Origin of the sequence: Kocuria tytonicola (genome assembly GCF_003687175.1) — a bacterium.
GTDB lineage: Bacteria > Actinomycetota > Actinomycetes > Actinomycetales > Micrococcaceae > Kocuria > Kocuria tytonicola.
On sequence record NZ_RDEX01000001.1, the window covers coordinates 1,079,569 to 1,103,298 of the forward strand.

Sequence of the window (23,730 nt, forward strand, 5' to 3'; positions counted from 1 at the left end):
CCTGAGGAGCACCGTGAGCACAGAGGACCCCCGCCGCCGCATCCCCCGCACGGACCGCGTTCTGGCGGATCCCGTGGTGCGGCGCGCCGGGTCCGGCCTGGCGGAGGCCGAGGTGCACGGCGCCGTCGTCGCGGCCCAGGCCCGGGCGCGTACCGGGGAGATCGCTCCCGAGGACGTGGTGACCGCCGTGGTCGACGAGCTGTCCGGGCGCGGTGCCAGCTCACTCACCCCCGTGCTCAACGCCACGGGAGTCGTGGTGCACACCAACCTGGGCCGCGCGCCCCTCTCCGATGCCGCGCGGCAGGCCCTGCAGGACGCCTCCGGCTACGTGGACGTGGAGCTGGACCTCACCACCGGGCAGCGCTCGAAGCGCGGGGTCGCGGCGCGGGAGGCGCTGCTGGCGGCGTGCCCGGCCGCGGAGGACGCGCTGGTGGTGAACAACGGCGCGGGCGCCCTCGTGCTCGCCACCACCGCGCTGGCCGGGACGCGCGAGGTGGTCATCAGCCGCGGGGAGTTCGTGGAGATCGGCGCGGGCTTCCGGCTCTCGGACCTCATGGAGTCCACGGGCGCGCGGCTGCGCGAGGTGGGCACCACCAACCGCACCCACCCCTCCGACTACCGGGACGCCCTGGGCCCGGACACGGGCTGCCTGCTCAAGGTTCATCCGAGCAACTTCCGGGTGGACGGGTTCACCTCCGCCGTGCCGCTGGCCGAGCTGCGCGCGCTCGCGGACGAGTTCGCCGTGCCGCTCGTGGTGGACGTGGGCAGCGGACTGCTCACCCCGGATCCGTCGTTGCCCCACGAGCCGAGCCTCGCGGAGGCCCTGGAGGCGGGGGCGGACGTGGTCATCGCCAGCGGGGACAAGCTCTTCGGCGGGCCCCAGGCGGGGCTCCTGCTGGGCCGTGCCGAGACCATCCAGCGCCTGGCGCGGTTCCCGCTGGCCCGGGCGGTGCGAGCGGACAAGCTCACCCTGGCCGCCCTCGAAGCCACCCTGCGAGGTGGAGCCACCCCGGTCGAGCGGGCGCTGCACGCGGACCCCGACCGGCTGCGCGAGCGGTCCGAGGCGCTCGCGGCCGCGGTGGGTACGCAGGTGGTGGCCCACGACGGCCGTGTGGGCGGCGGGGGTGCCCCCGGTGTGCCGCTGCACGGCTGGGCGGTGCGCCTGCCGGAGGGGGCCGCGCGGGCCCTGAGGCTCGGCACCCCCGCCGTGCTGCCCCGCGTGCACGACGGCGGGTGCCTCCTGGATCTGCGCTGTGTCCCGGAGGCCCGGGACGCCGAGCTGACCCGCGCCGTGACGGCCGCCCTGGAAGGGGTGCGCTGATGCACGTGGTGGCAACGGCCGGGCACGTGGACCACGGCAAGAGCACCCTGGTCCGGGCGCTCACGGGCATCGAGCCGGACCGCTGGGACGAGGAGAAGCAGCGGGGGCTCACCATCGATCTCGGCTTCGCGTGGACCGAGCTGCCCTCCGGGACGCACGTGGCGTTCGTGGACGTCCCAGGGCACGAGCGCTTCCTGGGCAACATGCTCGCCGGGGTGGGCCCCGCCCCCGTGGTGTGCTTCGTGGTGGCCGCGGACGAGGGCTGGCAGGAGCAGTCCGGGGACCACCGGGACGCCCTGGCCGCTCTGGGGATCAGCCACGGTCTGATCGTGGTGACCAAGGCGGACCGGGCCCCCGATCGGGTGGGCGCCGTCGTGGCCCGGGCCCGCGCGGAGCTGGCCGCCACCGGCCTGCGGGACGCCCCCGCGGTGGCCGTCTCTGCCGTGGAGGGCACGGGCCTGGACGAGTTCCGCGAGGTCCTCGACGCCGTGCTGTCCCGCGTGCCGGCGCCGGACCCCCGGGCGCGCGTGCGGCTGTGGATCGACCGCGCCTTCACCATCTCCGGGGCGGGCACCGTGGTCACCGGCACCCTCACGGCGGGGACGCTGCGCGTGGGGGACCGCCTGGGCCTGCGGGGCGCGGCGGGGGAGGAGACCGTGACGGTGCGCTCCCTGCAGAGCCAGAACAGCTCGGTGCAGCAGATCGGGCCCACCAACCGGGTGGCCGTGAACCTGAGGGGCACCAGCAGTCGGGGCATCCACCGCGGGGACGTGCTCGTGACCCCGCAGGCGTGGCCCGACACGGACGTGCTGGAGGTCCGCCGGAACGGGGGAGCCCCGTTCACGGAGGTTCCCGAGGAGGTCGTGGTCCACGCCGGCACCGCGGGCGTGGGGGCGCGGATCCGGCCGCTGGACGCGGACCACGCCCGTCTCCAGCTGGAGCATCCCCTCGTGCTCGTGCCCAGCGACCGCCTGGTGCTGCGCTGCCCCGGAGCGCGCGTGGCCGTGGGCGGTGCGCGGGTGCTGGACGTCGACCCCCCGGCCCTGGACCGGCGGGGCGCCGCTGCACGCGAGGCGGCCCGGCTGGCCACGGTCCCGGACCACGGCGATCCCGTGGCGGAGACCATCAAGCTCGGGGCCGTGCCGGTCGAGCGGCTGCGGCGGCTCGGCTTCCAGGTCTCCGACACCGCCGAACCTTCCGGGGACGTGGTGCTCGCCCAGGGGTGGTGGCTCCACGCACCGCGCCTGGCCGAGTGGGCCGAGACCCTGACCCGGGCCGTGACCTCCGTCCACGAGCGGGACGCCCTCTCCCGCGGGCTGCCCCGGGGAGCGGCCGCGGCCGTGCTGGGGACACCGGGGTCCGAGCTGCTGGACACCGTGGTGCGCGCGGCCGGGCTCGTGGAGCGCGACGGCTTCCTCACCGTCCCCGGCCGGGCCACCGGACTGGGCGCCGCCGAGACGGGGGTGGCCGCGGTCGAGGGGCGGCTGCGTGCCCGGCCCTTCGCGGCTCCCGAGGCCTACGAGCTGGCGGAGCTGCACCTCGGCCCGCGCGAACTGGCCGCGGCGCAGCGGGTGGGCAGGCTGCTGAGGCTGCCGGGCGACGTCGTCCTGCTGCCCTCCGCGCCCGCGCTCGCCATGCGCGAGCTGGCCCGGCTGCCGCAGCCCTTCACCACGAGCCAGGCGCGGCAGGCGTGGGACACCACCCGCCGCGTGGCCATCCCGCTGCTCGAGCACCTGGACGCGAAGGGCTGGACGCGGCGCGAGGACGGGACCCGCCGGAGCATCGTGCGCTGAGGGGCGGTGCGCTGAGGTCCTGCCCGGCTGCCGGGCCCGCAGGCGCGGTGCCCGTGCAGGTGTCGGGACGCTGGTCCCGCGGGTCTCGGGGTGGGGCACCTGCCCACCGCGTGGCCGCACGGCGGTCCAGCGGCACAGCGGTGCTCCGGGGCTTGCCTCCCAGGGGACGCATGGGCCGTGGGGCAGAAAAGCCTTGGTCCGTCCGTGCGCGCCGTGAGCGAAACCTCCTGCCCGTGAGGCCCCGGGGCGGCTACCGTCGAGGGCACGACGGGGCCACCAACCCGCCCCGCACCACAGCGGGGCCGCGTGCGCCCGCCCACTCCACGACCGCACTCACCGGGTCCGAACGGCCCGGAGCTCACGAAGGAGCAGTCATGACCGAGATCCCCGCACAGAACCCCCAGGGCCAGGACGCCCAGCCGCCGCTCGAGAACGGCACCCCGGACGGGGCGGTGCCGCAGGACGCGGCCACGCAGAACGTCGCCACACAGAACGGCGCCGCTCAGAACGGAGCAGGGCAGAACGGCGCGCCCCAGGGCGAGACGATCGGCGCCACCGGGGACGCCCAGGACTCCACCCTGGAGAAGGACCCCTCGGACTGGGTCAGCGGCGACGAACCCATGACTGCGGCCCAGAAGTCCTACCTGGACACCCTCGCCAAGCAGGCCGGGGAGGAGCTGCCCGCGGACCTCACCAAGGCGCAGGCCTCCGAGCACATCGAGCGGCTCAAGGGCACCTCGAACTGACACCTCTCACGGACGCCCCGCAGCCCCTTCCCAGGGTGCCGCGGGGCGTTTGCCGTGCCACTCCCAGGCATCCACAGGTTCGGGGCACCGCCTGGGAGTTCCCGGAGCCAGGACAGCCTCACCATGCTTGTGGCGCACGGGAACGACGTTGAGGATGAGCGGGTGCTCACCACGATTGCGGGACTGCCCGCCCACCCACTCCTCGTCCACCTGTCCGTCGTGGCCGTCCCGCTCGGGGCGGTCCTCCTCCTGCTGTGGGCCCTCGTGCCCCGCTGGCGCGCCCAGCTGCGCGCCGTCACGGTGGGGGTCACCGCCGTGGCCTTCCTCGCCTCGGTGGTCGCCAAGAGCACGGGAGAGGCGCTGCTGCCCGCCATGGGCCTGAGCGAGCACTCCCCGGGGGAGGTCGGACCCCACGCCCAGTACGCGGACCTGCTCGTGGTGGCCGTGGGCCTGTGCCTGGGAGCCGGCGTCTGCCTGTACGCGGCGGAGCGCTGGCTCACCCCGCAGCGTTTCGCCCGCCGGGACACCCTCGTGCTCGTCCTGCGGGTCCTCGCCGTGCTCGTCGCCCTGTTCGCCCTGGTGATGACGGCGCTCACCGGTCACGCCGGGGCGCAGCTGGTGTGGGGGAACTTCCCGCACTGACCGCGGTGCCGGTGCTGGCGTGCGCGCCCGTGCTCGGTGGGCCCGGACCCCGGGCGCGGTGCCCGGCGGGGCGGCGGCGTCGGCTTTGGCGGGGTCTGCGGGCGCGCAGTAGATTGACCCGCGTGCCTCAGGATGCGAAACCCACGTTGAAGACCACGCCTATCGGCTCCGGCGAGCACCCGCTGGTGTTCCTGCACGGGCTGTTCGGGCGCGGCAAGAACTTCACGAACATCGCCAAGGGGCTGCAGCCCGAGTTCCGCTGCCTGCTCGTGGACCTGCCCAACCACGGCGACTCCGCGTGGACCGAGACCTTCGGGTACGCCGCCATGGCGGACACCGTGGCCGAGGAGCTGCGGCGGGGCTTCGCGGCGGACGGCCCCGTGGACGTGCTCGGGCACTCCATGGGCGGCAAGGTGGCCATGGTCCTCGCGCTGCGCCACCCGGAGCTGGTGCGCCGGCTCGTGGTGGAGGACATCGCACCCGTGGATTCGAAGGAGGCGGACGCCACCGCGTCCCGCGGGAACTTCGAGCACCTGCTGGGCTCCCTCAAGCGCCTGGACCTCTCCGGGATCACGCACCGTTCCGAGGCCGACGCCGCTCTGCGCACCGATATCCCGGACGACACGGTCCGCGGGTTCCTCCTGCAGAACCTGCGCCACCGGGACGGCGGATTCGCCTGGCAGCCCAACCTGGACCTGCTGCACGACCAGCTCGACACGGTGGGCGGCTGGCCCGATCAGGACGTGGCCGGGAGAACCTTCACCGGGTCCGTCCTGTGGATGGCGGGGGAGAACTCCCCGTACATCAAGGAGGCGGACGCCCCCGCCATGCGCGCGCTGTTCCCCAGGACCGTGCGCACCACCGTGCGCGGGGCGAGCCACTGGGTGCACGCGGACCGCCCGGAGGAGGTCATCATGGCCGTGCGGGCCTTCCTGCTCGCAGAGCGGTGAGCAGGGGCCCATCCCGCCCGGGGGACTCGTCCCCGGCCCAGGGAGTGGCCCTCGTGGCAGCGGCCGCCCTCATCACCCAGACGGGCGCCGCCATGGCCGTGGGCCTCTTCGGGGAGGTCGGGGCGTTGGGCGCCGTCTTCCTGCGACTGGCCCTGGCCGCGGCGGTGCTGTGCGTCGTCGTGCGGCCCTCGCCGGGCCTCGTCACCCGGGCGAACATGGGTGTGGTGCTGGGGTTCGGTGTGGCCCTGGGGGCCATGAACATGCTCATCTACCAGGCCATCGCCCGGCTGCCGCTGGGGGTGGCCGTGACCATCGAGCTGCTCGGACCGCTGCTGTCCGTGGTGCTCTCCCGGAGGCCCGCCGGGGTGGTGTGGGCGCTCCTCGCGCTCGCGGGCGTGGTGCTGCTCAGCGGTGCGGGTCCGGGGACCGGTGCGCCGGATCCGGTGGGGGTGCTGTTCGCGCTCGCCGCGGCCGGCATGTGGGCGCTCTACATCATGATGTCCCGCCAGGCTGGCCGCAGCTTCGAGGGAATTCGCGGGCTCGCCCTCGCCATGGTGATCGGCGCCGTGCTGGCCGCGCCCTTCGGGATCGGCAGCGGCGGCGCGGCACTTCTCCACCCTCGTGTGCTGCTCGTGGGTCTCGCCGTGGCGCTCATGTCCTCGGCCGTGCCCTATGCGCTCGAGCTGCTCGCGCTGCGTCGTCTGCCCGCGGAGACGTTCTCGATCCTCGTGAGCCTGGCCCCCGCCGTGGCCGCACTCGTGGGCTGGGTGATCCTGGGCCAGGCCATGGGGCCGGTTGAGGTCGGCGGCATGGCGCTGGTGATCCTGGCCAGCGTGGGCGCGGTGCGCTCGGGGCGCCCGCCGGCGGCGTCGCGTCCTCCACTGGGCTGAGGCATGGGGACAACGCCGCGGCGTCCCGTTCAGGGACACGGGGCGGGGGACGGGCCCGGGTGTCTGCGTTCCCGCCTAGCATGACTGCCCATGGGATTCACGCGCGCCGAACTCGACTCTTACCGGGACCGCACGGTGCCGGACCTGCTGCCGCGCCCGCTGCGGCTGCTGTTCGTGGGGATCAACCCCGGGCTGTGGACCGCGGCCACGGGGGCCCACTTCGCGCGTCCCGGCAACCGTTTCTACCCGGCACTGCACCGCGCGGGGATCACGGACACCCTGATCGACGCCGCCCGCGGCTACGAGGACTCCGACCTGGCGCAGCTCACGGGCCGGGGGATCGGGATCAGCAACGTGTGCCCCCGTGCCACGGCGCGGGCCGACGAGCTGACCCGGGAAGAGCTGCGCGAGGGCGCGCAACGCCTCGACCGGCTCGTCCGCCGGGAACGTCCCGCGGTGGTGGCGGTGCTGGGCATCACCGCCTACCGCGCCGCGTTCGACCGCCCGAAGGCCACCACGGGACCGCAGGAGTCGCCGTGGCCGGACACGCAGCTGTTCGTGGCACCGAATCCCAGCGGGCTGAACGCCCACTCGTCGCTGGACGACCTCGCGGCGGCCTACGGGGAGATCGCGCGGGCCGCGGGTGTGCTGCCACCGGGTGCCCGCTGAGCGGCTGAAACCTCCCTGACCCGGTGGTTCACCGCATCCGGTCCACGAGGGGGAGCACCCGCAACCCGGCCTCCCGATCACTGGCCGGTGCCTCCCCGCGGGCGAAACCGGCCCACGCGCGACGCAGCCGGGCGCCGTCGTCCACCACCTGCGCCCAGGTGTGGCCGTCCGTAAGGGGCGTGCGCTTCCACGCACCCTGACCGGGAAAGAGCAGCGGCAGCTCGGAGATGTGGGCTGCGGCCACCGGGTTGCGGCCCACACCCCACGAGAACTCGTAGCGCCACCCGGTGCCTCCCGCCTGGACGTGCCGCTGGGCGAACCCCGCCGCACCCCTGCCGTAGATCCGCCGGGTGAACGGGGTGACGAAGAACCGGTCCACGTGCCGCGTCCTGCGGGAGTGCCGCATGGGGGACAGCAGCGCGGGAACACTCGCGGCGAAGAGAGCGGCCTCCCGCGTGGTGCGGCCCACCAGGACATCCACGTGCGGTGCGGCCTCACGCCACGCGGCGTCGAGTTCCGCCTCGGGCGGGAGGGGATCCATGCCGTACTGCAGTCCGAACGGCATCTGACCCTTGAGCCCGTGCCGTCCGGCGGCCTTCGCGACGCGCTGCTGCATGGCGCGCACCTCGTCCAGGGGCGCGTCCCGGGCGAGGGGAGCCGCCGTCCGGGCCATCAGGGCGCTCATCCTCGCGCGGCCGGCCAGCAGACCGAACGGCGCGCTCTGGATGATGGCCCGGTGGAACAGCTCGCGGGCGCGGGGGACCAGCATGAGGTGGGCCACGGCGTCGCCACCGGCGGACTGCCCGAAGGCCGTGACGTTGTCCGGGTCCCCGCCGAACGCGGCAATGTTCTCGCGCGTCCACTCCAGGGCGGCCACCATGTCCAGCAGCCCGAGGTTCGCCGGGATCCTTTCACCGTCCCCGAGGAACCCCAGCAGGCCCAGTCTGTAGGTCACGCTCACCACGACCACCCGCTGCTCCGCCACCAGCGCACCGGGGTCGTAGAACGGCGCGTCTCCGGCCCCGGAGGCGTACGAGCCGCCGTGGATCCACGCCATGACGGGCAGCTTCGCATCCGGAGGCGTGTCCGCGGGCGCGGTCACGGACACGCGCAGGCAGTCCTCGTCCTGCGGGAGGTTCCCCAGCGTGCTGCCCACGACGTCGTCGAGGAACGGCATGGGCGGCTGCGGGCACGCCGGTGCCGGGTCCGTGGCACGGATGGCCGCCGACGACGCCCCGACCGCCCGCGGGGGCTCGTAGCGCTGCGCCGTGGCGTAACTGATCCCGGTGGCACGATCCACGGGCCCGTCCCGCCAGCCGGTCACGGTCCCGCACGGCGCCACCCACTGCGGGGCCCCGGACCCGGACGAGGTGACACCCGCGGCGTGGCGCGGGCCCTCAGCCATGCCGCCCACCGTCCAGCCGCCGACTCATGCCGATGGTGCGCGGTGCCCGGTCCGCAAACCCGTGGCGGGCGTAGAGCGGCTGCCCAGGACCGTCCGCCATGAGGGTCACGTAGGCCCCGGGAGGTGCGTCCGTCCGGATCGCGGTGAGAAGGTGCTCCAGCACGGCGCCCCCGAGCCCCTGCCCCTGGTGCGCGGGCAGAACGGCCATGTCCACCACGTGGAAGTACCAGCCGCCGTCCCCGATCACGCGGCCCATCCCCACCACGTGGCCCGTGGCCTCGTGCCGCACGCGGACCGCGCGCCACGCACCGTGGATCCCGGCGCGGGCCTGCTCCTCGGTGGTGGGGCTCAGCCCGGTCTCCCGGCGCAGGCGCATGTACTCCGCCACCGTGGGCGGGCCGTCCAGCAGGGTGTATCCGGGGCGCACGTCTGTCATGCGACCATCCTGGCGCACCGCGCCGACAGGCAGAACGACGCCGCAGGGCCACCTATGCTGGGCGGGGCGCCGGGACGGTCCGGCCCGGCAGGACGGGAGTGAGCACGGTGGACATCGAACCGGAGGCCGTCTTCGACGTCGTGGACCTGCTCGGTGTGCTGACCAACGGCATCCTGGGTGGGGTGGTGGCCCGGCAGCTGCGCATGGACCTCGTGGGGTTCGTGGTGCTGGCCATCATCTCGGGTCTGGGCGGTGGCATGCTGCGGGACACCCTCCTGCAGCATGGTTTCCCGGTTGCGCTCACCAACCCCGCCTACCTCACCACCGCGCTGGTGGGTGCGCTGGTCGCATATCTCATGGCCTTCGGCAGCAGGTGGACGTTCCGTGCCCTGTTCGTGGCGGACTGCCTGTCCGTGGGGTGCTGGGCGGCCACCGGAACCGTCAAGGCCTTCGGCGCCGGGCTGGCCTGGCCTCCGGCCATCCTGCTGGGCGTGGTGACGGCGGTGGGCGGCGGCATGATCCGTGACATCGCGGTGGGTCGCCTGCCCGCGATCTTCGGGGGCAATACCCTCTACGCCACGAGCGCCCTGCTCGCGAGCACCCTCATGGCCCTGCTCGTGGGGCTCGGCCACCCCACGTGGGGGATGGCGGGGGCCATCGTCCTCAGCGCCGTGGTCAGCGTGGCCGCGCGCCGCTTCGGCTGGCGGCTGCCCGGCCCCGCGAACCTGAGCCCGAGTGCCCTCACGAAGCTGCGCCGCAGGCCCGCCACGCGCCAGGACGACGACGGCACGTAGGGCCGGGACCACCGCCGTTCGCGCGGACGCGGCGTGCGTGGTGGAACCGGGCCGCCCGCACCGGCCGTGGGAGCGGGCCCCACGGGACGAAGCCCGGCTCGCGCGCCGTCCACCGACGGCGGCGCCCACCACGACGACGCCGCCCGGCCCCACTACCCTGGAGCACATGTCCCTCCCCAAGATTGTGCTGTTCTACGTCTTCACCCCGCTCGCGGACCCGGAAGCCGTGAAGCTGTGGCAGCTGAACCTCGCGCAGCGGACAGGGGTCACGGGCCGCATCATCGTCTCGGAGCAGGGGATCAACGCCACGGTCGGCGGGGACATCCGAGAGGTGAAGGCCTACGTGCGGGGACTCCGGGAGTACGCGCCCTTCAAGCACGCGGACGTGAAGTGGTCGGACGGCGTGGGGGAGGACTTCCCCCGGCTGAGCGTGAAGGTCCGCCCGGAGCTCGTGACCTTCGACGCCCCGGACCTGATCACCGTGACGGAGAACGGCGTCGAGGGTGGGGGCATGCACCTCGCGCCCCACGAGGTGCACGAGCTGGTGGAGCAGCGCGGCGAGGACGTGGTGTTCTTCGACGGCCGCAACCGGCTGGAGGCGCAGATCGGGAGGTTCCGCGGCGCCGTCGTCCCGCGCGCGGAGACCACCCGGGACTTCCTGCGGGAGATCGAGTCCGGAGCGTACGACCACCTCAAGGACAAGGCCCTGGTGACCTACTGCACCGGAGGGGTGCGCTGCGAGGTGCTGAGCGTGCTGCTGCGCAACCGCGGGTTCCAGGACGTGTACCAGCTGGACGGGGGCATCGTTCGCTACGGTGAGCAGTACGGCAACGACGGACTGTGGGACGGTTCCCTGTACGTGTTCGACCGGCGCATGCACACCGAGTTCTCCGCGGAGGCCCGCTCACTGGGCCGGTGCGCCGAGTGTGGAGAGCCCACACCGCGGTTCGTGAACTGCGCCAACGGCGAGTGCCGTGCGCTGTTCCTGTGCTGCGAGACCTGCACGGGCAGCGGGGTCCGCTCTCGATGCCCCGACTGCGTCCCGGCCACCCCGGCCGCACCCCACCCCGCCTGACGGGAACCAGGAGCCGACACCATGGACAATCCCCAGCCCACCGTCTCCGACGCCGCGGTGACCGCCCTGCACACCGGCGCGGTGCGCCAGCAGCAGTGGGACGGCCGCGAGCTCGAGACCGCAGCAGAGAAGGCTCCCCGCAGCGGCAGGGTCTTCCTCAGCGGCACGGGTTTCATCGGCGACGAGCAGGGCGACCTCAAGAACCACGGCGGACCGGACAAGGCCGTGTGCTGCTACCCGGCGGAGAACTACGACGCCTGGCTGCGGGAGGGCCGTGACCTCGCCGCCGGGGCGTTCTCGGAGAACCTCACGCTGCGCGGTGCCACCGAGGACCGCGTCTTCCTGGGGGACGTGTTCCAGGTGGGGACGGCCCTCGTGCAGGTCACCCAGCCGCGCACGCCCTGCAACACCATTTCCCGGCGCTGGTCGGACTGGGACCTGCCGCGCGAGATGGAGCGGACCGCGCGCACTGGCTTCTACCTGCGTGTCCTGCGGGAGGGGCACGTGGCCGCCGGGGACGCCTTCGAGTTCGTGAGCCGGCCCACGGGGGCGGTGTCCGTGAGCGACGTCGTGCGCACCATGGACGCGGGCGTCGCGGACCGGGACGCGTACCGCGCTCTCACGCGCGCCCCCGAGTTCCCCGAGAAGTGGCGCCGCCAGATCCTGCGTCGCCTCGGTGAGGACACCCTGCTCTGAGCGGGCGACGACGCCGCGCCGCCACCCAGCCGCAAGACCGAATGCCCAGGAGGGATCCCAGATGACCCAGGACACCTCGCCCCAGCTGCCGCACCCCCTCACCGGAAAGCTTTTCCCGTCTCCCGTGCCGCCCGGCGCCGACTGGCCGGAGGACCCCGCCGCGGCGGACACCCCGGTGGCCCACGACGCCGCCCGTGTGCGTGATCTCGCCGCGACAGCCGCGGACGTGGACCAGCTCAACGCCATGGCCAGCGTGTGCCGCGCGTGCGACCGGCTGGTGCAGTGGCGTGAGGACGTGGCCGAGCGCAAGCGGGCGTCGTTCGCCGGGGAACCGTACTGGGGCCGACCGGTGCCGTCCTACGGGGATCCCCGGGCACGGCTCGCCGTCATCGGTCTCGCCCCCGCGGCCAACGGCGGCAACCGCACCGGGCGCATGTTCACGGGAGACCGTGCGGGGGACTGGATCTACGCGGCCCTGCACCGTGCGGGGTTCGCCGAGCACGAGACCGTGAGCACCGCCGGGGACGGCCAGGCCCTGCACGGGGTCCGCATGGTGGCGCCCGTGCGCTGCGCCCCGCCCGCCAACAAGCCGACCCCCGACGAGAAGGCCGCGTGCGGTGGCTGGTTCGACGCCGAGATCGGGTTGCTCACCGAGCTGCACGGCATGCTCGCACTCGGCGGAATCGCGTGGCAGACGGTCCTGGCCGCCAGTGCGCGGATGGGCTGGGAGGTGCCGCGCCCGCGCCCCACGTTCGGCCACGGCGCCGTCGCCCACCTGCGCACCCCGGACGGGCGGGACGTGCGGCTCGTGGGCTGCTACCACGTGAGCCAGCGCAACACGTTCACCGGCCTGCTCACCGAGCAGATGCTCGACGACGCCCTGGCCCTGGCCGCCGCACCGCCCGCCTAGGTGCACGGTGTGTTCCAGGTACCCTCGGTGACCATGACTGTGTGTCCCTGCGGTGGAGTCCCTGCCGGTGCATCCCTGGCCGAGTGCTGCGGGCCGGCCCTGACGAACGAGGCGTGGCCCGAGACGGCGGAGGCCCTGATGCGCTCGCGGTACACGGCCTTCGCCACGGGGGCGGAGGACCACCTGTTCCGCACGTGGCATCCCCGTACCCGGCCCGCGGACACGTCCATCGACCCCGACACACGCTGGACGGGGTTGCGCGTGGAGAGCACCGTGGCCGGCGGACCCGAGGACGAGCACGGCATCGTGGAGTTCACGGCCGCCCATGAGAGCGGTGGTCGGCCGGGCGCGATGCACGAGATCTCCGAGTTCACCCGCCGGGCCGGACGCTGGATGTATGTGGGTCCCGTCTCACGGTAATCGTTCGCCCGCACCGGCGCTGGCAGGCCCCGTCCACCCCTGTGACCGGTGCCGGCCCCGGGGCGCGGGTGCGCAGCCGAGTGCGCCGGTGTGCACGCACCCCTCCCACCCGTTGGGTCGGTGCCGGCCCCCGGGCCGGGCAGTAGGGTTGCCTCATGAACATTGAGATCCGCAAGGGCGACATCACGAAGGTCCAGACGGACGCGATCGTCAACGCCGCCAATTCCAAGCTGCTGGGCGGTGGGGGAGTGGACGGTGCCATCCACCGAGCCGCGGGCAAGCGGCTGCTGGCCGAGTGCAGGCAGCTGCGGGAGACCACGCTCCGGGACGGTCTCCCCGCCGGTCAGGCCGTGGCCACGGACGGCTACGACCTCCCGGCCAGGTGGGTCATCCACACGGTGGGACCGGTCTACGCCAAGACGAAGGACAAGAGCGACATCCTGGCGTCCTGCTACCGGGAATCGCTGCGCGTGGCGGACGAGATCGGCGCGACATCCGTGGCCTTCCCCGCCATCTCTGCGGGCATCTACGGCTGGCCCATGGACGGTGCCACGCAGATCGCCGTGGACACGGTCCTGGCCGCGGACACGGACGTGGAGACGGTGGTCTTCGTCCCGTTCTCGGCAGATGCGGAAGCCGCATTCCAGGCAGCCCTCGACGCCGCGCAGGCCTGACCATCCCCCGGGAGCGCCGCCCGCAGCTGGCCGCGTGCGCTCTCTAGTGGAGCAAATGCACCGGGAACGGGCCCGCGGTGCATTTGCTCCACTTCACAGCGTGAGCGGCCCGGGACCGGCCCGCGGCCGCCTCGCGGTCGGTGCGGTCCGGCCCCTCAGATCAGGTCCAGCTCCGTCACCGCGGCGCGCTCCGTCTCCAGCTCCGCCACCGAGGCGTCGATGCGGGAGCGGGAGAACTCGGAGATCTCCAGCCCCTGCACGATGGACCAGTCCCCGCCGGACGTGGTCACGGGGAACGAGCTGACGAGCCCGCGCGGCACCCCGTAGGACCCGTCCGAGACCACGGCCATGGAGGTCCAGTCCCCGCGCTGGTTGCCGAGCATAAGGTCCCTCGCGTGGTCGATCGTCGCGCTCGCCGCGGACGCCGCCGACGACGCTCCCCGGGCCGCCAGGATCGCGGCACCGCGCTGCGCCACGGTGGGGATGAACGTGTCCTGCACCCAGTCGCGGGACACCAGGTCCAGGGCCGGGCGGCCCGCGACCCTCGCGTGGTCCAGGTCCGGGTACTGCGTGGCGGAGTGGTTTCCCCACACGCTGAGGTGCTTCACGTCCTCCACGGACGTCCCGGTCTCGGCGGCCAGCATGGCCACGGCCCGGTTGTGGTCCAGGCGCGTGAGCGCGCTGAACCGTGTGGCGGGGATGTCCGGGGCGTTGCGCTGGGCGATCAACGCGTTGGTGTTGGCAGGGTTGCCGGTGACCACCACGCGGACGTCGTGGTCCGCCACGTCGTTGAGTGCCCGGCCCTGCTCCGTGAAGATCGCCCCGTTGGCCTCCAGCAGGTCCCCGCGCTCCATGCCCTTGGCGCGCGGGCGGGCCCCCACGAGAAGCGCGAGCTGGGCGCCGTCGAACACCGAGCGGGGATCGGAGCCGATCTCCACGTCCCGCAGCAGCGGGAACGCGCAGTCCTGCAGCTCCATGACCGTGCCCTCCAGCGCGGGCAGCGCGGACGGGATCTCCAGCAGCCGCAGCCGCACGGGGCGCTCGCGGCCCAGCAGGTCCCCGTGGGCGATGCGGAACAGCAGACTGTAGCCGATCTGACCAGCGGCTCCGGTGACGGCAACGGTGACGGGGGAGAGGCTCACGGTGTTTCCTCCTCGAGTGCGTGACGCGCGTGTGGTGCGTCACAGGGACGTCGGTGCCCCGAGGCTATCAGCGGTACCCGTTCAGCGGACGGCGGAAGCCCCTGTGTCTGCGGGGGCCGCGCGGCCACAATGAGGACATGGCTGACACCGCATTCCAAGGAAATCCCGTGCACACCGTGGGCGAGCTGCCCGCCGAGGGCTCCACCGCCCGCCCGTTCGAGCTCGTGGGCGCGGACCTCGCCCCCGTGGCCTCGGACGAGTTCACCGGCAAGCGCATGGTGCTCAACATCTTCCCGTCCCTGGACACGGGCGTGTGCGCCCAGTCCGTCCGGGAGTTCAACAGGCGCGCCACCGAGCTGCAGGACACCGCCGTGCTGTGCGTGTCCAAGGACCTGCCGTTCGCCCACGCCCGCTTCTGCAGCGCGGAGGGCATCGACAACGTGGTCAACGCGTCCGCCTTCCGCTCCTCGTTCGGGGAGGACTACGGCGTGGACATGACGGACGGCCCGCTCGCGGGCCTGCTCGCGCGCGCCGTGGTGGTCGTAGACGAGAACGGCACGGTGGTCCACACCCAGCTCGTCCCGGAGATCACGGACGAGCCGGACTACGACGCCGCCGTGGCCGCCCTCTCCTGACCCGCACCACTGCGGGCTGCGCCGGGCGGTACGACGCCGCTGCCGTCGCCGAGTCCTGACCCGCACTTTTCGTACCGGCCCAGAGAAGACGCCGCCGCGCCCCGGGAAGGGGACGCGGCGGCGTCGTCGTGCGCGGAGCGGATCAGGCCGTGAGGGAGTCCATGATCCGGTTCAGCGTGGCGGACGGGCGCATGACGCCCGAGACCAGCTCCGGCTTGGGCCAGTAGTAGCCGCCGAGGTCCGCGGGGGAGCCCTGCACGCCCAGCAGCTCGGCGTTGATGGTCTCCTCGTTGGCGCGCAGCTCGGAGGCGATCTCGCGGAACGCCTCGGCCAGCTCGGCGTCCTCAGTCTGCCGCGCGAGCTCCTCGGCCCAGTACATGGCCAGGTAGAAGTGCGAACCGCGGTTGTCCAGCTCGTTGACCTTGCGGGACGGGGACTTGTTCTCGTCGAGGAACGTGCCCGTGGCCCGGTCCAAGGTGTCCGCGAGGACCTGGGCCTTGGCGTTGTCGTAGCGGCTGGCCAGGTGCTCGAAGGACGCCGCGAGCGCCAGGAACTCACCGAGGGAGTCCCAGCGCAGGTGGTTCTCGGCCTGCAGCTGCTGCACGTGCTTGGGCGCGGACCCGCCGGCGCCGGTCTCGAAGAGCCCGCCGCCGTTCATGAGCGGCACGATGGACAGCATCTTCGCGGAGGTGCCCAGTTCCAGGATGGGGAACAGGTCCGTGAGGTAGTCGCGCAGCACGTTGCCGGTCACCGAGATGGTGTCCTCGCCGCGGCGGATCCGGTCGATGGTGAACTTCGTGGCCTCCACGGGGGAGAGGATGCGCAGGTCCAGCCCGTCCGTGTCCTCCTGCGCGAGGCAGGTGTTGACCTTCTCGATCAGGTTGCGGTCGTGCGCGCGGGACTCGTCCAGCCAGAACACCGCGGGCATCCCGGACTCGCGGGAACGGCGCACGGCCAGCTGCACCCAGTCCTTGATGGGGGCGTCCTTGGCCTGGCAGGCGCGCCAGATGTCACCGGGCTGGACCTCGTGGGACATCAGCACGTCTCCGGCGGAGTTGACCACCTGCACGGTGCCGGCCTTCTGGATCTCGAAGGTCTTGTCGTGGGAGCCGTACTCCTCGGCCTTCTGCGCCATGAGCCCCACGTTCGGGACGGTGCCCATGGTGGTGGGATCGTACGCGCCGTTCTCGCGGCAGTCGTCGATGACCGCCTGGTACACGCCGGCGTAGGAGGAGTCCGGCAGCACGGCCAGGGTGTCCTTCTGCTCGCCCTCGCGGCCCCACATCTGGCCGGAGGTGCGGATCATCGCGGGCATGGAGGCGTCCACGATCACGTCCGAGGGGACGTGCAGGTTGGTGATGCCCTTGTCCGAGTTCACGTAGGCCAGCTCGGGGCCGTGGTCGATGGCCTCCTGGAAGGCGGCCTTGATCTCGGCGCCGTTCTCCAGCGCGTCCAGGCCGGAGAGGATCCCGGCCAGACCGTCGTTGGGGGAGAGCCCCGCCGCGGCGAGGTCCTCGCCGTAGCGCTGCATCACGTCCTGGAAGAACGCGCTGACCACGTGGCCGAAGATGATGGGGTCCGAGACCTTCATCATGGTGGCCTTGAGGTGGGCGGAGAACAGGATGCCCTCCTCCTTCGCGCGGGCCACCTGGGCCTTCAAGAACTCGTCCAGTGCGGCGGCGCTCATGAAGGTGGCGTCCACCACCTCACCGGCGAGCACGGGCACCGACTGCTTGAGCACGGTGGTCTCGCCGTCGCTCACGAGCTGGATGGTGAGGGTGTCGTCCGCGGGCATCACCACGGACTGCTCGTTGCTGCGGAAGTCGTCGTGGCCCAGGGTGGCCACGTTAGTCCGGGAGTCCTTGGACCAGGCACCCATGGTGTGCGGGTGCTTCTTGGCGTACTCCTTCACGGCCTTGGGCGCCCGGCGGTCCGAGTTGCCCTCGCGCAGCACGGGGTTCACGGCGGAGCCCTTCACGCGGTCGTAGCGCGCGCGGATCTGCCTGGCCTCCTCGCTGGAGGCGTCCTCGGGGTAGTCCGGCAGGTCGTAGCCGTCCGCCTGCAGCTCCTTGATGGTGGCCTTGAGCTGGGGGATGGACGCGGAGATGTTGGGAAGCTTCACGATGTTGGCTTCCGGGGTCTTGGCGAGCTCCCCCAGCTCGGTCAGGGTGTCCGGGACGCGTTGCTCGTCGGTGAGCCGGTCCGGGAACTGCGCCAGGATGCGGGCGGCCAGGGAGATGTCCCGGGTCTCCACCTCCACCCCGGCCGTGGACGCGAACGCCTCGACCATGGGCTTGAAGGAGTAGGTGGCCAGCATGGGCGCTTCGTCGGTCTCGGTGTAGATGATCTTGGGCATGGACAATGACTCCTTGCATAGACGGTCACTGGGGCTACCCGTCAGCCTACCGCTGTCCCGCCCGCGCGGACCCGCCGTGACGGGCGCGGATCCGCGGGTGTGACCACCCTCTCCGGCGTCAGCTGCCCAGGGTGTGCCGGATGCGCTCGCGCTCCTTCTCGAGCTTGTGCAGCCGGCGGCTGAGGCCGAACATCCGCACCGAGCCCACGAGCGCCATGATCAGCGCCCCGGCAATGGCCGAGAGCAGCATGGCCACGCCGAGCGGCAGGTTGAAGGACCACGCCATGTACTCGAAGTGCGCGGGCACGTTGTTCTGGAGGATGAAGACCAGCAGCAGGATCAGCACCACCACGCCGGCGATCAGCGCGGCCCACACCGTTCCGGAGACGCCGCGCTTGGCGGGAGCGTCCAGGGCCGGGTCCACGGTCTCGGCCGCGGCGGTGCCCCGCGGGGCGCGTCCCCCGGCATCGGGGTGCGTGTCGGCACCCGGGCGCACCGCGGCGTCGTCGTGGCCCGCGGCGGCGGGCGACGCCGATCGGGCGGGTTCCCCGGGCGCGTCACCCAGGTGCCCGGTCTGGGGGTTCGACACGGGGACGGCACCGGTGTCCGGGCGGACGCCTCCGGCGTCGGACGCCGCGGTCTCACGGGCAGCGGCGGGGCGGTCGTGCGGGGTGTTGCTCACTGGGGTCCTCCCGGGGAAGTCGTGTGCTGGGTGGCACCAGCGTAGGCCAGGGCACCGACGAGGTGGGCGGCGTAGGTGTGGCGTCACGACACGCCCGAAAATAAAACCTCCCGACGACACGCTGGCATTTTTCCCCGAATCGGTTAGCGGCGGGTAACCTGTCATTCATTGTGAGACGCACCACAGTCATCGGTGACGCCAGCCACGGCTCGGGGTAACAACCACCGGGGGTGCAACACACATTCCATGGGCACCACATCAGGAGGAAACGTCATGGGAAAGTACACCTTCAAGGGCAAGGCCGCCGTGTCCCTCGCGGCGATCGCCGCACTCACGCTGACCGGCTGCGCGAGCGTCGGTGGCGGGGACGACAGCAAGGGCGGTGGTGACAGCAGCGCGGCAGGCAAGGACGGCGGCGTGGTGACCGTCGCGGAGACGAACAAGTTCTCCGGCGCCAACGCGGGCTACACGAAAACCAACTTGGACATCAACGGTCACGTGGCCGCGATGACCCGCGAGGGTTTCGCCAATGTGGACACGGAGCAAAAGCTGCACCCCAACGAGGGGTTCGGCACCTACAAGAAGGTCTCCGACGATCCTCTGACGGTCGAGTACGAACTGAAGGACACGCAGTGGTCCGACGGCAACAAGATCGACAAGGCCGACATGATGCTGTGGTGGAGCGAACTCTCCGGGTACGCCAATGACGCGGACGAGGAGGCCAAAACCGGCAAGGACTACTTCTCGATTGCCGGCTCCACGGACATCCTGCACACCACGGACATGCCCAAGTTCTCCGAGGACGGCAAGAAGATGACCGTGACGTGGGGCAAGCCCAACGCGGACTGGGAGATCGCCTTCGACTCCAACTCCTTCATGCCCGCCCACGTGGTGGCCAAGAAGGCCGGCATGTCCGAAGACGAGCTGCTCAAGGTGCTCGAGAACCAGAAGAAGGGCGATCCCAAGAGCCCCCAGAAGCAGCCCGAGCTGGAGAAGATCGGCAAGGCGTGGGACACCGCCTTCAACTTCACCTCCACCCCGGACGACAAGGACGTTCTCGTCTCCAACGGCCCCTACAAGATCGAGAACGTGGTGGAGAACAACTCCATCACCCTCAAGAAGAACGAGAACTACAAGGGCAGCATGCCCGGCAAGCTGGACGAGATCACGCTGCGCACCATCGGTGACGCCACCGCGCAGATCCAGGCGCTGCGCAACGGTGAAGTGGACATCATGCAGCCGAACAACGTGAACAAGGACACCCTGGACCAGGTGCAGCAGATCGAAAACGTGAATGTCCAGAAGGGCGACCAGCTCGCGTACGACCACCTGGACCTGAACTTCGGCTCGGACACCTTCAAGGACAAGGATGTCCGCGAGGCGTTCCTGAAGACCGTCCCGCGCCAGAAGATCGTGGACCAGCTCATCAAGCCGGTCAAGGACGACGCCTCGGTGCTGAACTCCCAGATGTACGTCTCCAGTCAGGGGGAGCCATACAAAAAGGCCACCGAGGTGAACGGTGCCGAGAAGATGTACGGCGAACCGGACATCGAGGGCGCCAAGAAGCTGCTCGGCGGCAAGACGCCCACCGTGCGCATCCTCTTCAACAACGGCAACCCGCAGCGCACGGACACCTTCCAGCTGATCAAGGAGTCCGCGGAGAAGGCCGGCTTCAAGGTGCAGGACCTCGGTGACCCCAACTGGTCCGAGAAGCTCTCCGACGGCGACTACGACGCCTCCCTCTTCGGCTGGGTCTCCCCGGGCGTGGGCACCGAGATGCTGTCTCAGATCTTCAAGACCGGCGGTGGCGGCAACTACAGCAAGTACTCCAACAAGGACGTCGACAAGCTCGTGGACGAGGCCCGCACCAACCTGGACGAGTCCAAGCGTGTGGACCAGATCGCAGAGATCGACAAGCACACCTTCGAGGACGCGTACGGCCTGCCGCTGTTCCAGTCCGTGGGCTACGTGGCCACCTCGGACAAGATCTCCGGCGTGGACAAGTACCAGCCCAATCAGACCGGTGTGTTCTGGAACGTCTCCGAGTGGAGCCGCAAGTAGGACGGTCGAGAACCGTTGACCGAGGCACTTCCCTCATGACCGCTGCGCGGGCGCGGGCCTCCCGCGTCCGCGCAGCGTCGTGACCACCACTCGTTCAGAGGCAGCAACATGACTTCATACATTCTCAGACGGCTCATCACGGCCGTGCTCATCCTGCTGGGCGCATCGTTCATCGTGTACCTCATGACGGCGGCGTCCGGAGACCCCCTGTGGGACCTCTACGGCAACCCCAACGCACAGCAGCTCATCCCCGCGCGCGTGGAGGCCCTCAACCTGGACACCCCGCCCGTGCTGCGCTACTTCACGTGGCTCGGTGGCGCGGCCGGGTGCCTCGTCCCCTTCGCGGACACCTGCTCCCTGGGCGTGAGCCGCGACGGCCAGCAGGTCACCGAGCTGCTGGGCTTCGCCATGACCCAGACGATCATGCTGGTCACGGTGGGCACCATCCTGGCGATCGTGGTGGGGATCACCCTGGGCATCGTCTCCGCTCTGCGCCAGTACTCGGGTCTGGACTACGGCATCACGTTCTTCACGTTCCTGTGCTTCTCCCTGCCGAGCTTCTGGCTCGCGGTGCTGCTCAAGGAAGTGGTGGCCATCCAGTTCAACGACTTCCTGCAAAAACCCGTGCTCTCCATGGCCACCATCGTGGTGATGTCACTCGTGGCGGGCGTCATCTGGTTCCTGGTCTCCTTCGGACAGATGAAGACCAGGCTCCTCATGGGGGCACTCGGCTTCGTGGTGACCTTCGGCATCATCTACTTCGTGCTCGCCACCGACTGGCTGAACCACCCGTTCCTCGGCATTCCGCTGATCGCGCTGACGGGCATCCTGGTGGCGGTGATCGCCACCATCCTGATGGCCGGACTGCGCAACAGGCGCGCGCTGTACGCCGCGCTCGGCACCGTGGTGGTGGGCCTGGCGGTCTACTTCCTGGTGCAGGACATGCTGAGCAACGGCGGATTCCTCACCATTCTCGTCTTCACCGTGGTCATGACCGCTGCGGGCGCTGCCATCGGGTACCTCGCCGGCGGCTACGACCGCGGCCAGGGCGCCCGCGTGGCGGGAGTCACCGGGTTCTTCGTCGCCCTGCTGATCATCCTGGACCGTTTCATGCAGTCCTGGCCGGAATACGTGAACTCGAGTCACATCCATGGTCGCCCCATCGCCACCGCGAACTCGGGCACCCCTGGGTTCACCGGTGACTTCTGGGCCACCGGGCTGGACCGCTTCACCCACCTTCTGCTGCCCACCATCTGTCTGACCCTGCTGGCACTGGCCTCCTACTCCCGGTACTCGCGGGCGTCCATGCTGGAGATCATGGGCCAGGACTACGTGCGCACCGCTCGTGCCAAGGGGCTGTCCGAGCGCACTGTGGTCATGCGTCACGCCTTCCGCAACGCGCTAATCCCTCTGGCCACCCTCGTGGCCTACGACATCGGCGGGCTCATCGGCGGCGCGATCATCACGGAGTCCGTGTTCGCGTTCACCGGCATGGGACAGCTCTTCGTGCAGGCGGTGCGCAACGTGGATCCCAACCCGGTGATGGGTGTCTTCCTCGTCACCGGCATCGTGGCCATGGTCTTCAACCTGATTGCAGACCTGGTCTACTCCGTACTCGACCCGCGTGTGAGGGTGAAAGCATGAGCCAGCCACAACCCATCGACGTTCCCGAGACCGTGGAACAAGTTCCCGAGCAGGGGCAAAAGCCCCAGGACGTGCGCGGCAAGAGCCAGGGACAGCTGGTCCGCCAGCGCTTCTTCGGCAACACCGGCGCGGTCGTCTCCGTGGTCGTGCTCCTGTTCATCGTCGTCCTCTCCGTGACCTCCATCGGCATCGGCCCCATCCCGGGCTGGTGGAAGTGGAGCCCGGACGCCACCGGCACGGTGATGAACAGTGGTCGCCCCACCCTGTCGCTGCTGCCGCCCTCGCTGGGGGAGCACCCGTTCGGCCAGGACAACCTGGGGCGGGACCTGTTCGCCATGTGCATGCAGGGCACCCAGTACTCGTTGATCGTGATGATCGTGGTGGGACTGATCGCGGGCATCGTAGGCACGGTGGTGGGCGGCCTCGCAGGCTACTTCCGAGGCTGGACCGAGGCCGTGCTGATGCGCCTGACCGACGTCATCATCATCATCCCGCTGGTCATCTTGGCGGCGCTGCTGGGCCGGCTGGCTATCTCCTGGGTGCGCTCGCACGGGCTGCCCACGTTTGCCACGGTGCTCGCCCTGGGTGTGCTGATCGGTCTGGCCTCCTGGCCGCCCCTCGCACGTCTCGTGCGCGGTGAGTTTCTCACCCTGCGCGAGCGCGAGTTCGTGGATGCCGCTCGCCTGGCGGGCGCCTCCAGCGGCCGGATCATCTTCAAGCACATCCTGCCGAACACGGTGGGCGTGATCACGGTGAATATCACGCTGCTGATGTCCTCCGCGATCCTCCTGGAGACCTCGCTGTCCTACCTGGGCCTGGGCATCCAGGCACCGGACTGGTCCCTGGGTCGGCTGATCAGCGAGAACCAGACGGCGTTCGCCACCCGGCCGTGGCTGTTCTGGTGGCCCGGTGTGTTCATCGTCGCGATTGCGTTGACGATCAACTTCATCGGCGACGGCCTGCGGGACGCGTTCGACCCGCGCCAGCGCAAGTTCAACCCCAAGCGCGCTCGCGAGATCGGCTCGGGAGTGGACGAGACCCGGGCGAGCGCCCCGGGCGACGCCGCCGAGCGCGGTGCCGCGGGTCAGGCCACCCGATGACCAGCCCGGTCTCACACGGTGTACAGGGCCACGCTCGCGGCGAGGAGCACCACGACCGCCGCGAGCGGGCCTGCCACCACGCGGATGCGGACGGGCTCGACCTGTCCGTCACGGGCGAAGACGTCCAGCTCGCCGGTCTCGATCCTGCGCTGCCACTCGGTGCGCACACGGTGGGCGGCGGCGCCGGACGCCGTGGAGGTCAGGTCACCCGGACGCACGCTCCCGTCGGGGCGGGCAATGGGGTGGTTGCGGTTCACGGCGTCCGCACCGGCACGGAACGTCGCGCCAGCGCCCGCCGCGGGCAGCGCGAAGCTGGAGTAGGTCCGGTTCTCGGTGGCGATTGTCACCGCGAACCGCGTGCGCACGTCCACGATCCGGCCCCACGGGACGGCCACGGTGCGCGCGGGATTCACCAGGCGCACATCCTCCGGGTGGATCTCCAGGCGGGGGCGCCAGTACAGCGCGTACCCGAGGGCCGCGAGCCCGAGGCACCCGCACACCGATGCCGCGTGGTGTGCGGCCGTGTGACCCCACCCGGTCACGGCCACCACGAGACCCAGCACCACCAGGAATCCGGTCAGCCACGGCGCCGACGCCGCTCGGAAGGTTTCGTGGGCCGCGGCCCCGGCGGGTTCGTCATGGGTCTTTGGCATGGCCCCCATGCTAGGCAATGCGCGCACGGCACGACG

The 23,730-nt window shown here is 71.3% G+C and carries 23 protein-coding genes; 17 read left to right on the forward strand and 6 right to left on the reverse strand.

Annotation, left to right across the window (positions count from 1 at the left end; genetic code table 11):
• The first annotated feature begins 13 nt into the window (after positions 1 to 13).
• The 7 genes from selA to EAE32_RS04960 all read left to right on the forward strand — a co-directional run bounded on the left by selA (position 14) and on the right by EAE32_RS04960 (position 7,011).
• Complete coding sequence (gene selA, locus EAE32_RS04930) at positions 14 to 1,321, forward strand: L-seryl-tRNA(Sec) selenium transferase (RefSeq protein ID WP_121864345.1); 1,308 nt, start codon at positions 14 to 16, stop codon at positions 1,319 to 1,321.
• Positions 1,321 to 3,114: a selenocysteine-specific translation elongation factor gene (gene selB, locus EAE32_RS04935; protein WP_121864346.1), complete on the forward strand. Its 1,794-nt coding sequence runs from the start codon at positions 1,321 to 1,323 to the stop codon at positions 3,112 to 3,114. The genes selA and selB overlap by 1 nt, the downstream gene beginning before the upstream one ends.
• 374 nt (positions 3,115 to 3,488) lie before the next feature.
• Complete coding sequence (locus EAE32_RS12135; protein WP_121864347.1) at positions 3,489 to 3,860, forward strand: DUF3072 domain-containing protein; 372 nt, start codon at positions 3,489 to 3,491, stop codon at positions 3,858 to 3,860.
• A gap of 123 nt (positions 3,861 to 3,983) precedes the next feature.
• The gene (locus EAE32_RS04945) at positions 3,984 to 4,502 is read left to right on the forward strand and encodes a DUF2231 domain-containing protein (protein ID WP_243635576.1); all 519 of its coding nucleotides are present in this window, start codon (positions 3,984 to 3,986) and stop codon (positions 4,500 to 4,502) included.
• 122 nt (positions 4,503 to 4,624) lie between these two features.
• Positions 4,625 to 5,452: an alpha/beta fold hydrolase gene (locus tag EAE32_RS04950; RefSeq protein ID WP_121864348.1), complete on the forward strand. Its 828-nt coding sequence runs from the start codon at positions 4,625 to 4,627 to the stop codon at positions 5,450 to 5,452.
• 53 nt (positions 5,453 to 5,505) lie between these two features.
• Positions 5,506 to 6,342 carry an EamA family transporter gene (locus EAE32_RS04955; protein WP_243635577.1) on the forward strand — a complete coding sequence of 279 codons (837 nt, stop codon included), beginning with the start codon at positions 5,506 to 5,508 and terminating at the stop codon, positions 6,340 to 6,342.
• Positions 6,343 to 6,432: 90 nt separating this feature from the next.
• Positions 6,433 to 7,011, forward strand: a complete 579-nt coding sequence (locus EAE32_RS04960) for a mismatch-specific DNA-glycosylase (protein WP_121864349.1) — start codon at positions 6,433 to 6,435, stop codon at positions 7,009 to 7,011.
• 28 nt (positions 7,012 to 7,039) lie between these two features.
• Here the strand turns inward: EAE32_RS04960 and EAE32_RS04965 are convergent, their stop codons facing one another.
• Together EAE32_RS04965 and EAE32_RS04970 are read right to left on the reverse strand one after the other, a co-directional pair.
• Positions 7,040 to 8,416: a carboxylesterase family protein gene (locus EAE32_RS04965; protein ID WP_121864795.1), complete on the reverse strand. Its 1,377-nt coding sequence runs from the start codon at positions 8,414 to 8,416 to the stop codon at positions 7,040 to 7,042.
• Positions 8,409 to 8,852: a GNAT family N-acetyltransferase gene (locus EAE32_RS04970; protein ID WP_121864350.1), complete on the reverse strand. Its 444-nt coding sequence runs from the start codon at positions 8,850 to 8,852 to the stop codon at positions 8,409 to 8,411. Before EAE32_RS04970 ends, EAE32_RS04965 begins: the two co-directional genes overlap by 8 nt.
• Before the next feature lie 98 nt (positions 8,853 to 8,950).
• On the opposite strand from EAE32_RS04970, the gene EAE32_RS04975 reads away from it, so the two are divergent.
• The 6 genes from EAE32_RS04975 (at position 8,951) to EAE32_RS05000 (ending at position 13,421) form a co-directional block, all read left to right on the forward strand.
• On the forward strand, positions 8,951 to 9,646 hold the full coding sequence (locus EAE32_RS04975; protein WP_243635578.1) for a trimeric intracellular cation channel family protein: 696 nt from the start codon (positions 8,951 to 8,953) through the stop codon (positions 9,644 to 9,646).
• A 166-nt stretch (positions 9,647 to 9,812) separates the two neighbouring features.
• Positions 9,813 to 10,721 (forward strand): oxygen-dependent tRNA uridine(34) hydroxylase TrhO, encoded by a 909-nt coding sequence (gene trhO / locus EAE32_RS04980; protein ID WP_121864351.1) that lies wholly within the window; start codon positions 9,813 to 9,815, stop codon positions 10,719 to 10,721.
• 21 nt (positions 10,722 to 10,742) lie between these two features.
• Positions 10,743 to 11,417, forward strand: a complete 675-nt coding sequence (locus EAE32_RS04985; protein WP_121846879.1) for an MOSC domain-containing protein — start codon at positions 10,743 to 10,745, stop codon at positions 11,415 to 11,417.
• A 61-nt stretch (positions 11,418 to 11,478) separates the two neighbouring features.
• Entirely contained in the window at positions 11,479 to 12,327 is an 849-nt protein-coding gene (locus EAE32_RS04990; protein WP_121864352.1) for a uracil-DNA glycosylase, read from the forward strand.
• 33 nt (positions 12,328 to 12,360) lie between these two features.
• Complete coding sequence (locus tag EAE32_RS04995; RefSeq protein ID WP_121845046.1) at positions 12,361 to 12,747, forward strand: YchJ family protein; 387 nt, start codon at positions 12,361 to 12,363, stop codon at positions 12,745 to 12,747.
• Between the two features lie 155 nt (positions 12,748 to 12,902).
• Entirely contained in the window at positions 12,903 to 13,421 is a 519-nt protein-coding gene (locus EAE32_RS05000; RefSeq protein WP_121864353.1) for an O-acetyl-ADP-ribose deacetylase, read from the forward strand.
• 155 nt (positions 13,422 to 13,576) lie between these two features.
• On the opposite strand, the gene EAE32_RS05005 is transcribed toward EAE32_RS05000, so the two are convergent.
• Complete coding sequence (locus tag EAE32_RS05005) at positions 13,577 to 14,563, reverse strand: malate dehydrogenase (RefSeq protein ID WP_121864354.1); 987 nt, start codon at positions 14,561 to 14,563, stop codon at positions 13,577 to 13,579.
• A gap of 137 nt (positions 14,564 to 14,700) precedes the next feature.
• Between EAE32_RS05005 and tpx the strand changes: the two genes are divergently transcribed.
• Positions 14,701 to 15,198 carry a thiol peroxidase gene (tpx, locus tag EAE32_RS05010; protein WP_121864355.1) on the forward strand — a complete coding sequence of 166 codons (498 nt, stop codon included), beginning with the start codon at positions 14,701 to 14,703 and terminating at the stop codon, positions 15,196 to 15,198.
• A 142-nt stretch (positions 15,199 to 15,340) separates the two neighbouring features.
• Here tpx and EAE32_RS05015 read toward each other — a convergent pair whose 3' ends face one another.
• On the reverse strand, positions 15,341 to 17,554 hold the full coding sequence (locus EAE32_RS05015; protein ID WP_121864356.1) for an NADP-dependent isocitrate dehydrogenase: 2,214 nt from the start codon (positions 17,552 to 17,554) through the stop codon (positions 15,341 to 15,343).
• A gap of 118 nt (positions 17,555 to 17,672) precedes the next feature.
• On the reverse strand, positions 17,673 to 18,236 hold the full coding sequence (locus EAE32_RS05020) for a LapA family protein (protein WP_243635579.1): 564 nt from the start codon (positions 18,234 to 18,236) through the stop codon (positions 17,673 to 17,675).
• Between the two features lie 273 nt (positions 18,237 to 18,509).
• Between EAE32_RS05020 and EAE32_RS05025 the strand changes: the two genes are divergently transcribed.
• From EAE32_RS05025 to EAE32_RS05035, 3 genes are all read left to right on the forward strand, one after another.
• Positions 18,510 to 20,297 (forward strand): ABC transporter family substrate-binding protein, encoded by a 1,788-nt coding sequence (locus EAE32_RS05025; RefSeq protein WP_121845013.1) that lies wholly within the window; start codon positions 18,510 to 18,512, stop codon positions 20,295 to 20,297.
• A gap of 108 nt (positions 20,298 to 20,405) precedes the next feature.
• A complete protein-coding gene (locus tag EAE32_RS05030; protein ID WP_121845014.1) occupies positions 20,406 to 21,941 on the forward strand; it encodes an ABC transporter permease in 1,536 nt (511 codons plus the stop codon).
• Positions 21,938 to 23,041, forward strand: coding sequence for an ABC transporter permease (locus EAE32_RS05035; RefSeq protein WP_121864357.1), 1,104 nt, complete (start codon positions 21,938 to 21,940; stop codon positions 23,039 to 23,041). The genes EAE32_RS05030 and EAE32_RS05035 overlap by 4 nt, the downstream gene beginning before the upstream one ends.
• Before the next feature lie 11 nt (positions 23,042 to 23,052).
• On the opposite strand, the gene EAE32_RS05040 is transcribed toward EAE32_RS05035, so the two are convergent.
• Positions 23,053 to 23,694 (reverse strand): PH domain-containing protein, encoded by a 642-nt coding sequence (locus EAE32_RS05040; RefSeq protein ID WP_121864798.1) that lies wholly within the window; start codon positions 23,692 to 23,694, stop codon positions 23,053 to 23,055.
• Positions 23,695 to 23,730: the final 36 nt, after the last annotated feature.

Coding starts and splice junctions, on each gene's coding strand:
- selB (WP_121864346.1), top strand. CDS start 1,321: ATGCACGTGGTGGCAACGGCCGGGCACGTGGACCACGGCAAGAGCACC.
- EAE32_RS12135 (WP_121864347.1), top strand. CDS start 3,489: ATGACCGAGATCCCCGCACAGAACCCCCAGGGCCAGGACGCCCAGCCG.
- EAE32_RS04945 (WP_243635576.1), top strand. CDS start 3,984: ATGCTTGTGGCGCACGGGAACGACGTTGAGGATGAGCGGGTGCTCACC.
- EAE32_RS04960 (WP_121864349.1), top strand. CDS start 6,433: ATGGGATTCACGCGCGCCGAACTCGACTCTTACCGGGACCGCACGGTG.
- EAE32_RS04965 (WP_121864795.1), bottom strand. CDS start 8,416: ATGGCTGAGGGCCCGCGCCACGCCGCGGGTGTCACCTCGTCCGGGTCC.
- EAE32_RS04970 (WP_121864350.1), bottom strand. CDS start 8,852: ATGACAGACGTGCGCCCCGGATACACCCTGCTGGACGGCCCGCCCACG.
- trhO (WP_121864351.1), top strand. CDS start 9,813: ATGTCCCTCCCCAAGATTGTGCTGTTCTACGTCTTCACCCCGCTCGCG.
- EAE32_RS04985 (WP_121846879.1), top strand. CDS start 10,743: ATGGACAATCCCCAGCCCACCGTCTCCGACGCCGCGGTGACCGCCCTG.
- EAE32_RS04990 (WP_121864352.1), top strand. CDS start 11,479: ATGACCCAGGACACCTCGCCCCAGCTGCCGCACCCCCTCACCGGAAAG.
- EAE32_RS04995 (WP_121845046.1), top strand. CDS start 12,361: ATGACTGTGTGTCCCTGCGGTGGAGTCCCTGCCGGTGCATCCCTGGCC.
- EAE32_RS05000 (WP_121864353.1), top strand. CDS start 12,903: ATGAACATTGAGATCCGCAAGGGCGACATCACGAAGGTCCAGACGGAC.
- tpx (WP_121864355.1), top strand. CDS start 14,701: ATGGCTGACACCGCATTCCAAGGAAATCCCGTGCACACCGTGGGCGAG.
- EAE32_RS05015 (WP_121864356.1), bottom strand. CDS start 17,554: ATGCCCAAGATCATCTACACCGAGACCGACGAAGCGCCCATGCTGGCC.
- EAE32_RS05025 (WP_121845013.1), top strand. CDS start 18,510: ATGGGAAAGTACACCTTCAAGGGCAAGGCCGCCGTGTCCCTCGCGGCG.
- EAE32_RS05030 (WP_121845014.1), top strand. CDS start 20,406: ATGACTTCATACATTCTCAGACGGCTCATCACGGCCGTGCTCATCCTG.
- EAE32_RS05035 (WP_121864357.1), top strand. CDS start 21,938: ATGAGCCAGCCACAACCCATCGACGTTCCCGAGACCGTGGAACAAGTT.
- EAE32_RS05040 (WP_121864798.1), bottom strand. CDS start 23,694: ATGCCAAAGACCCATGACGAACCCGCCGGGGCCGCGGCCCACGAAACC.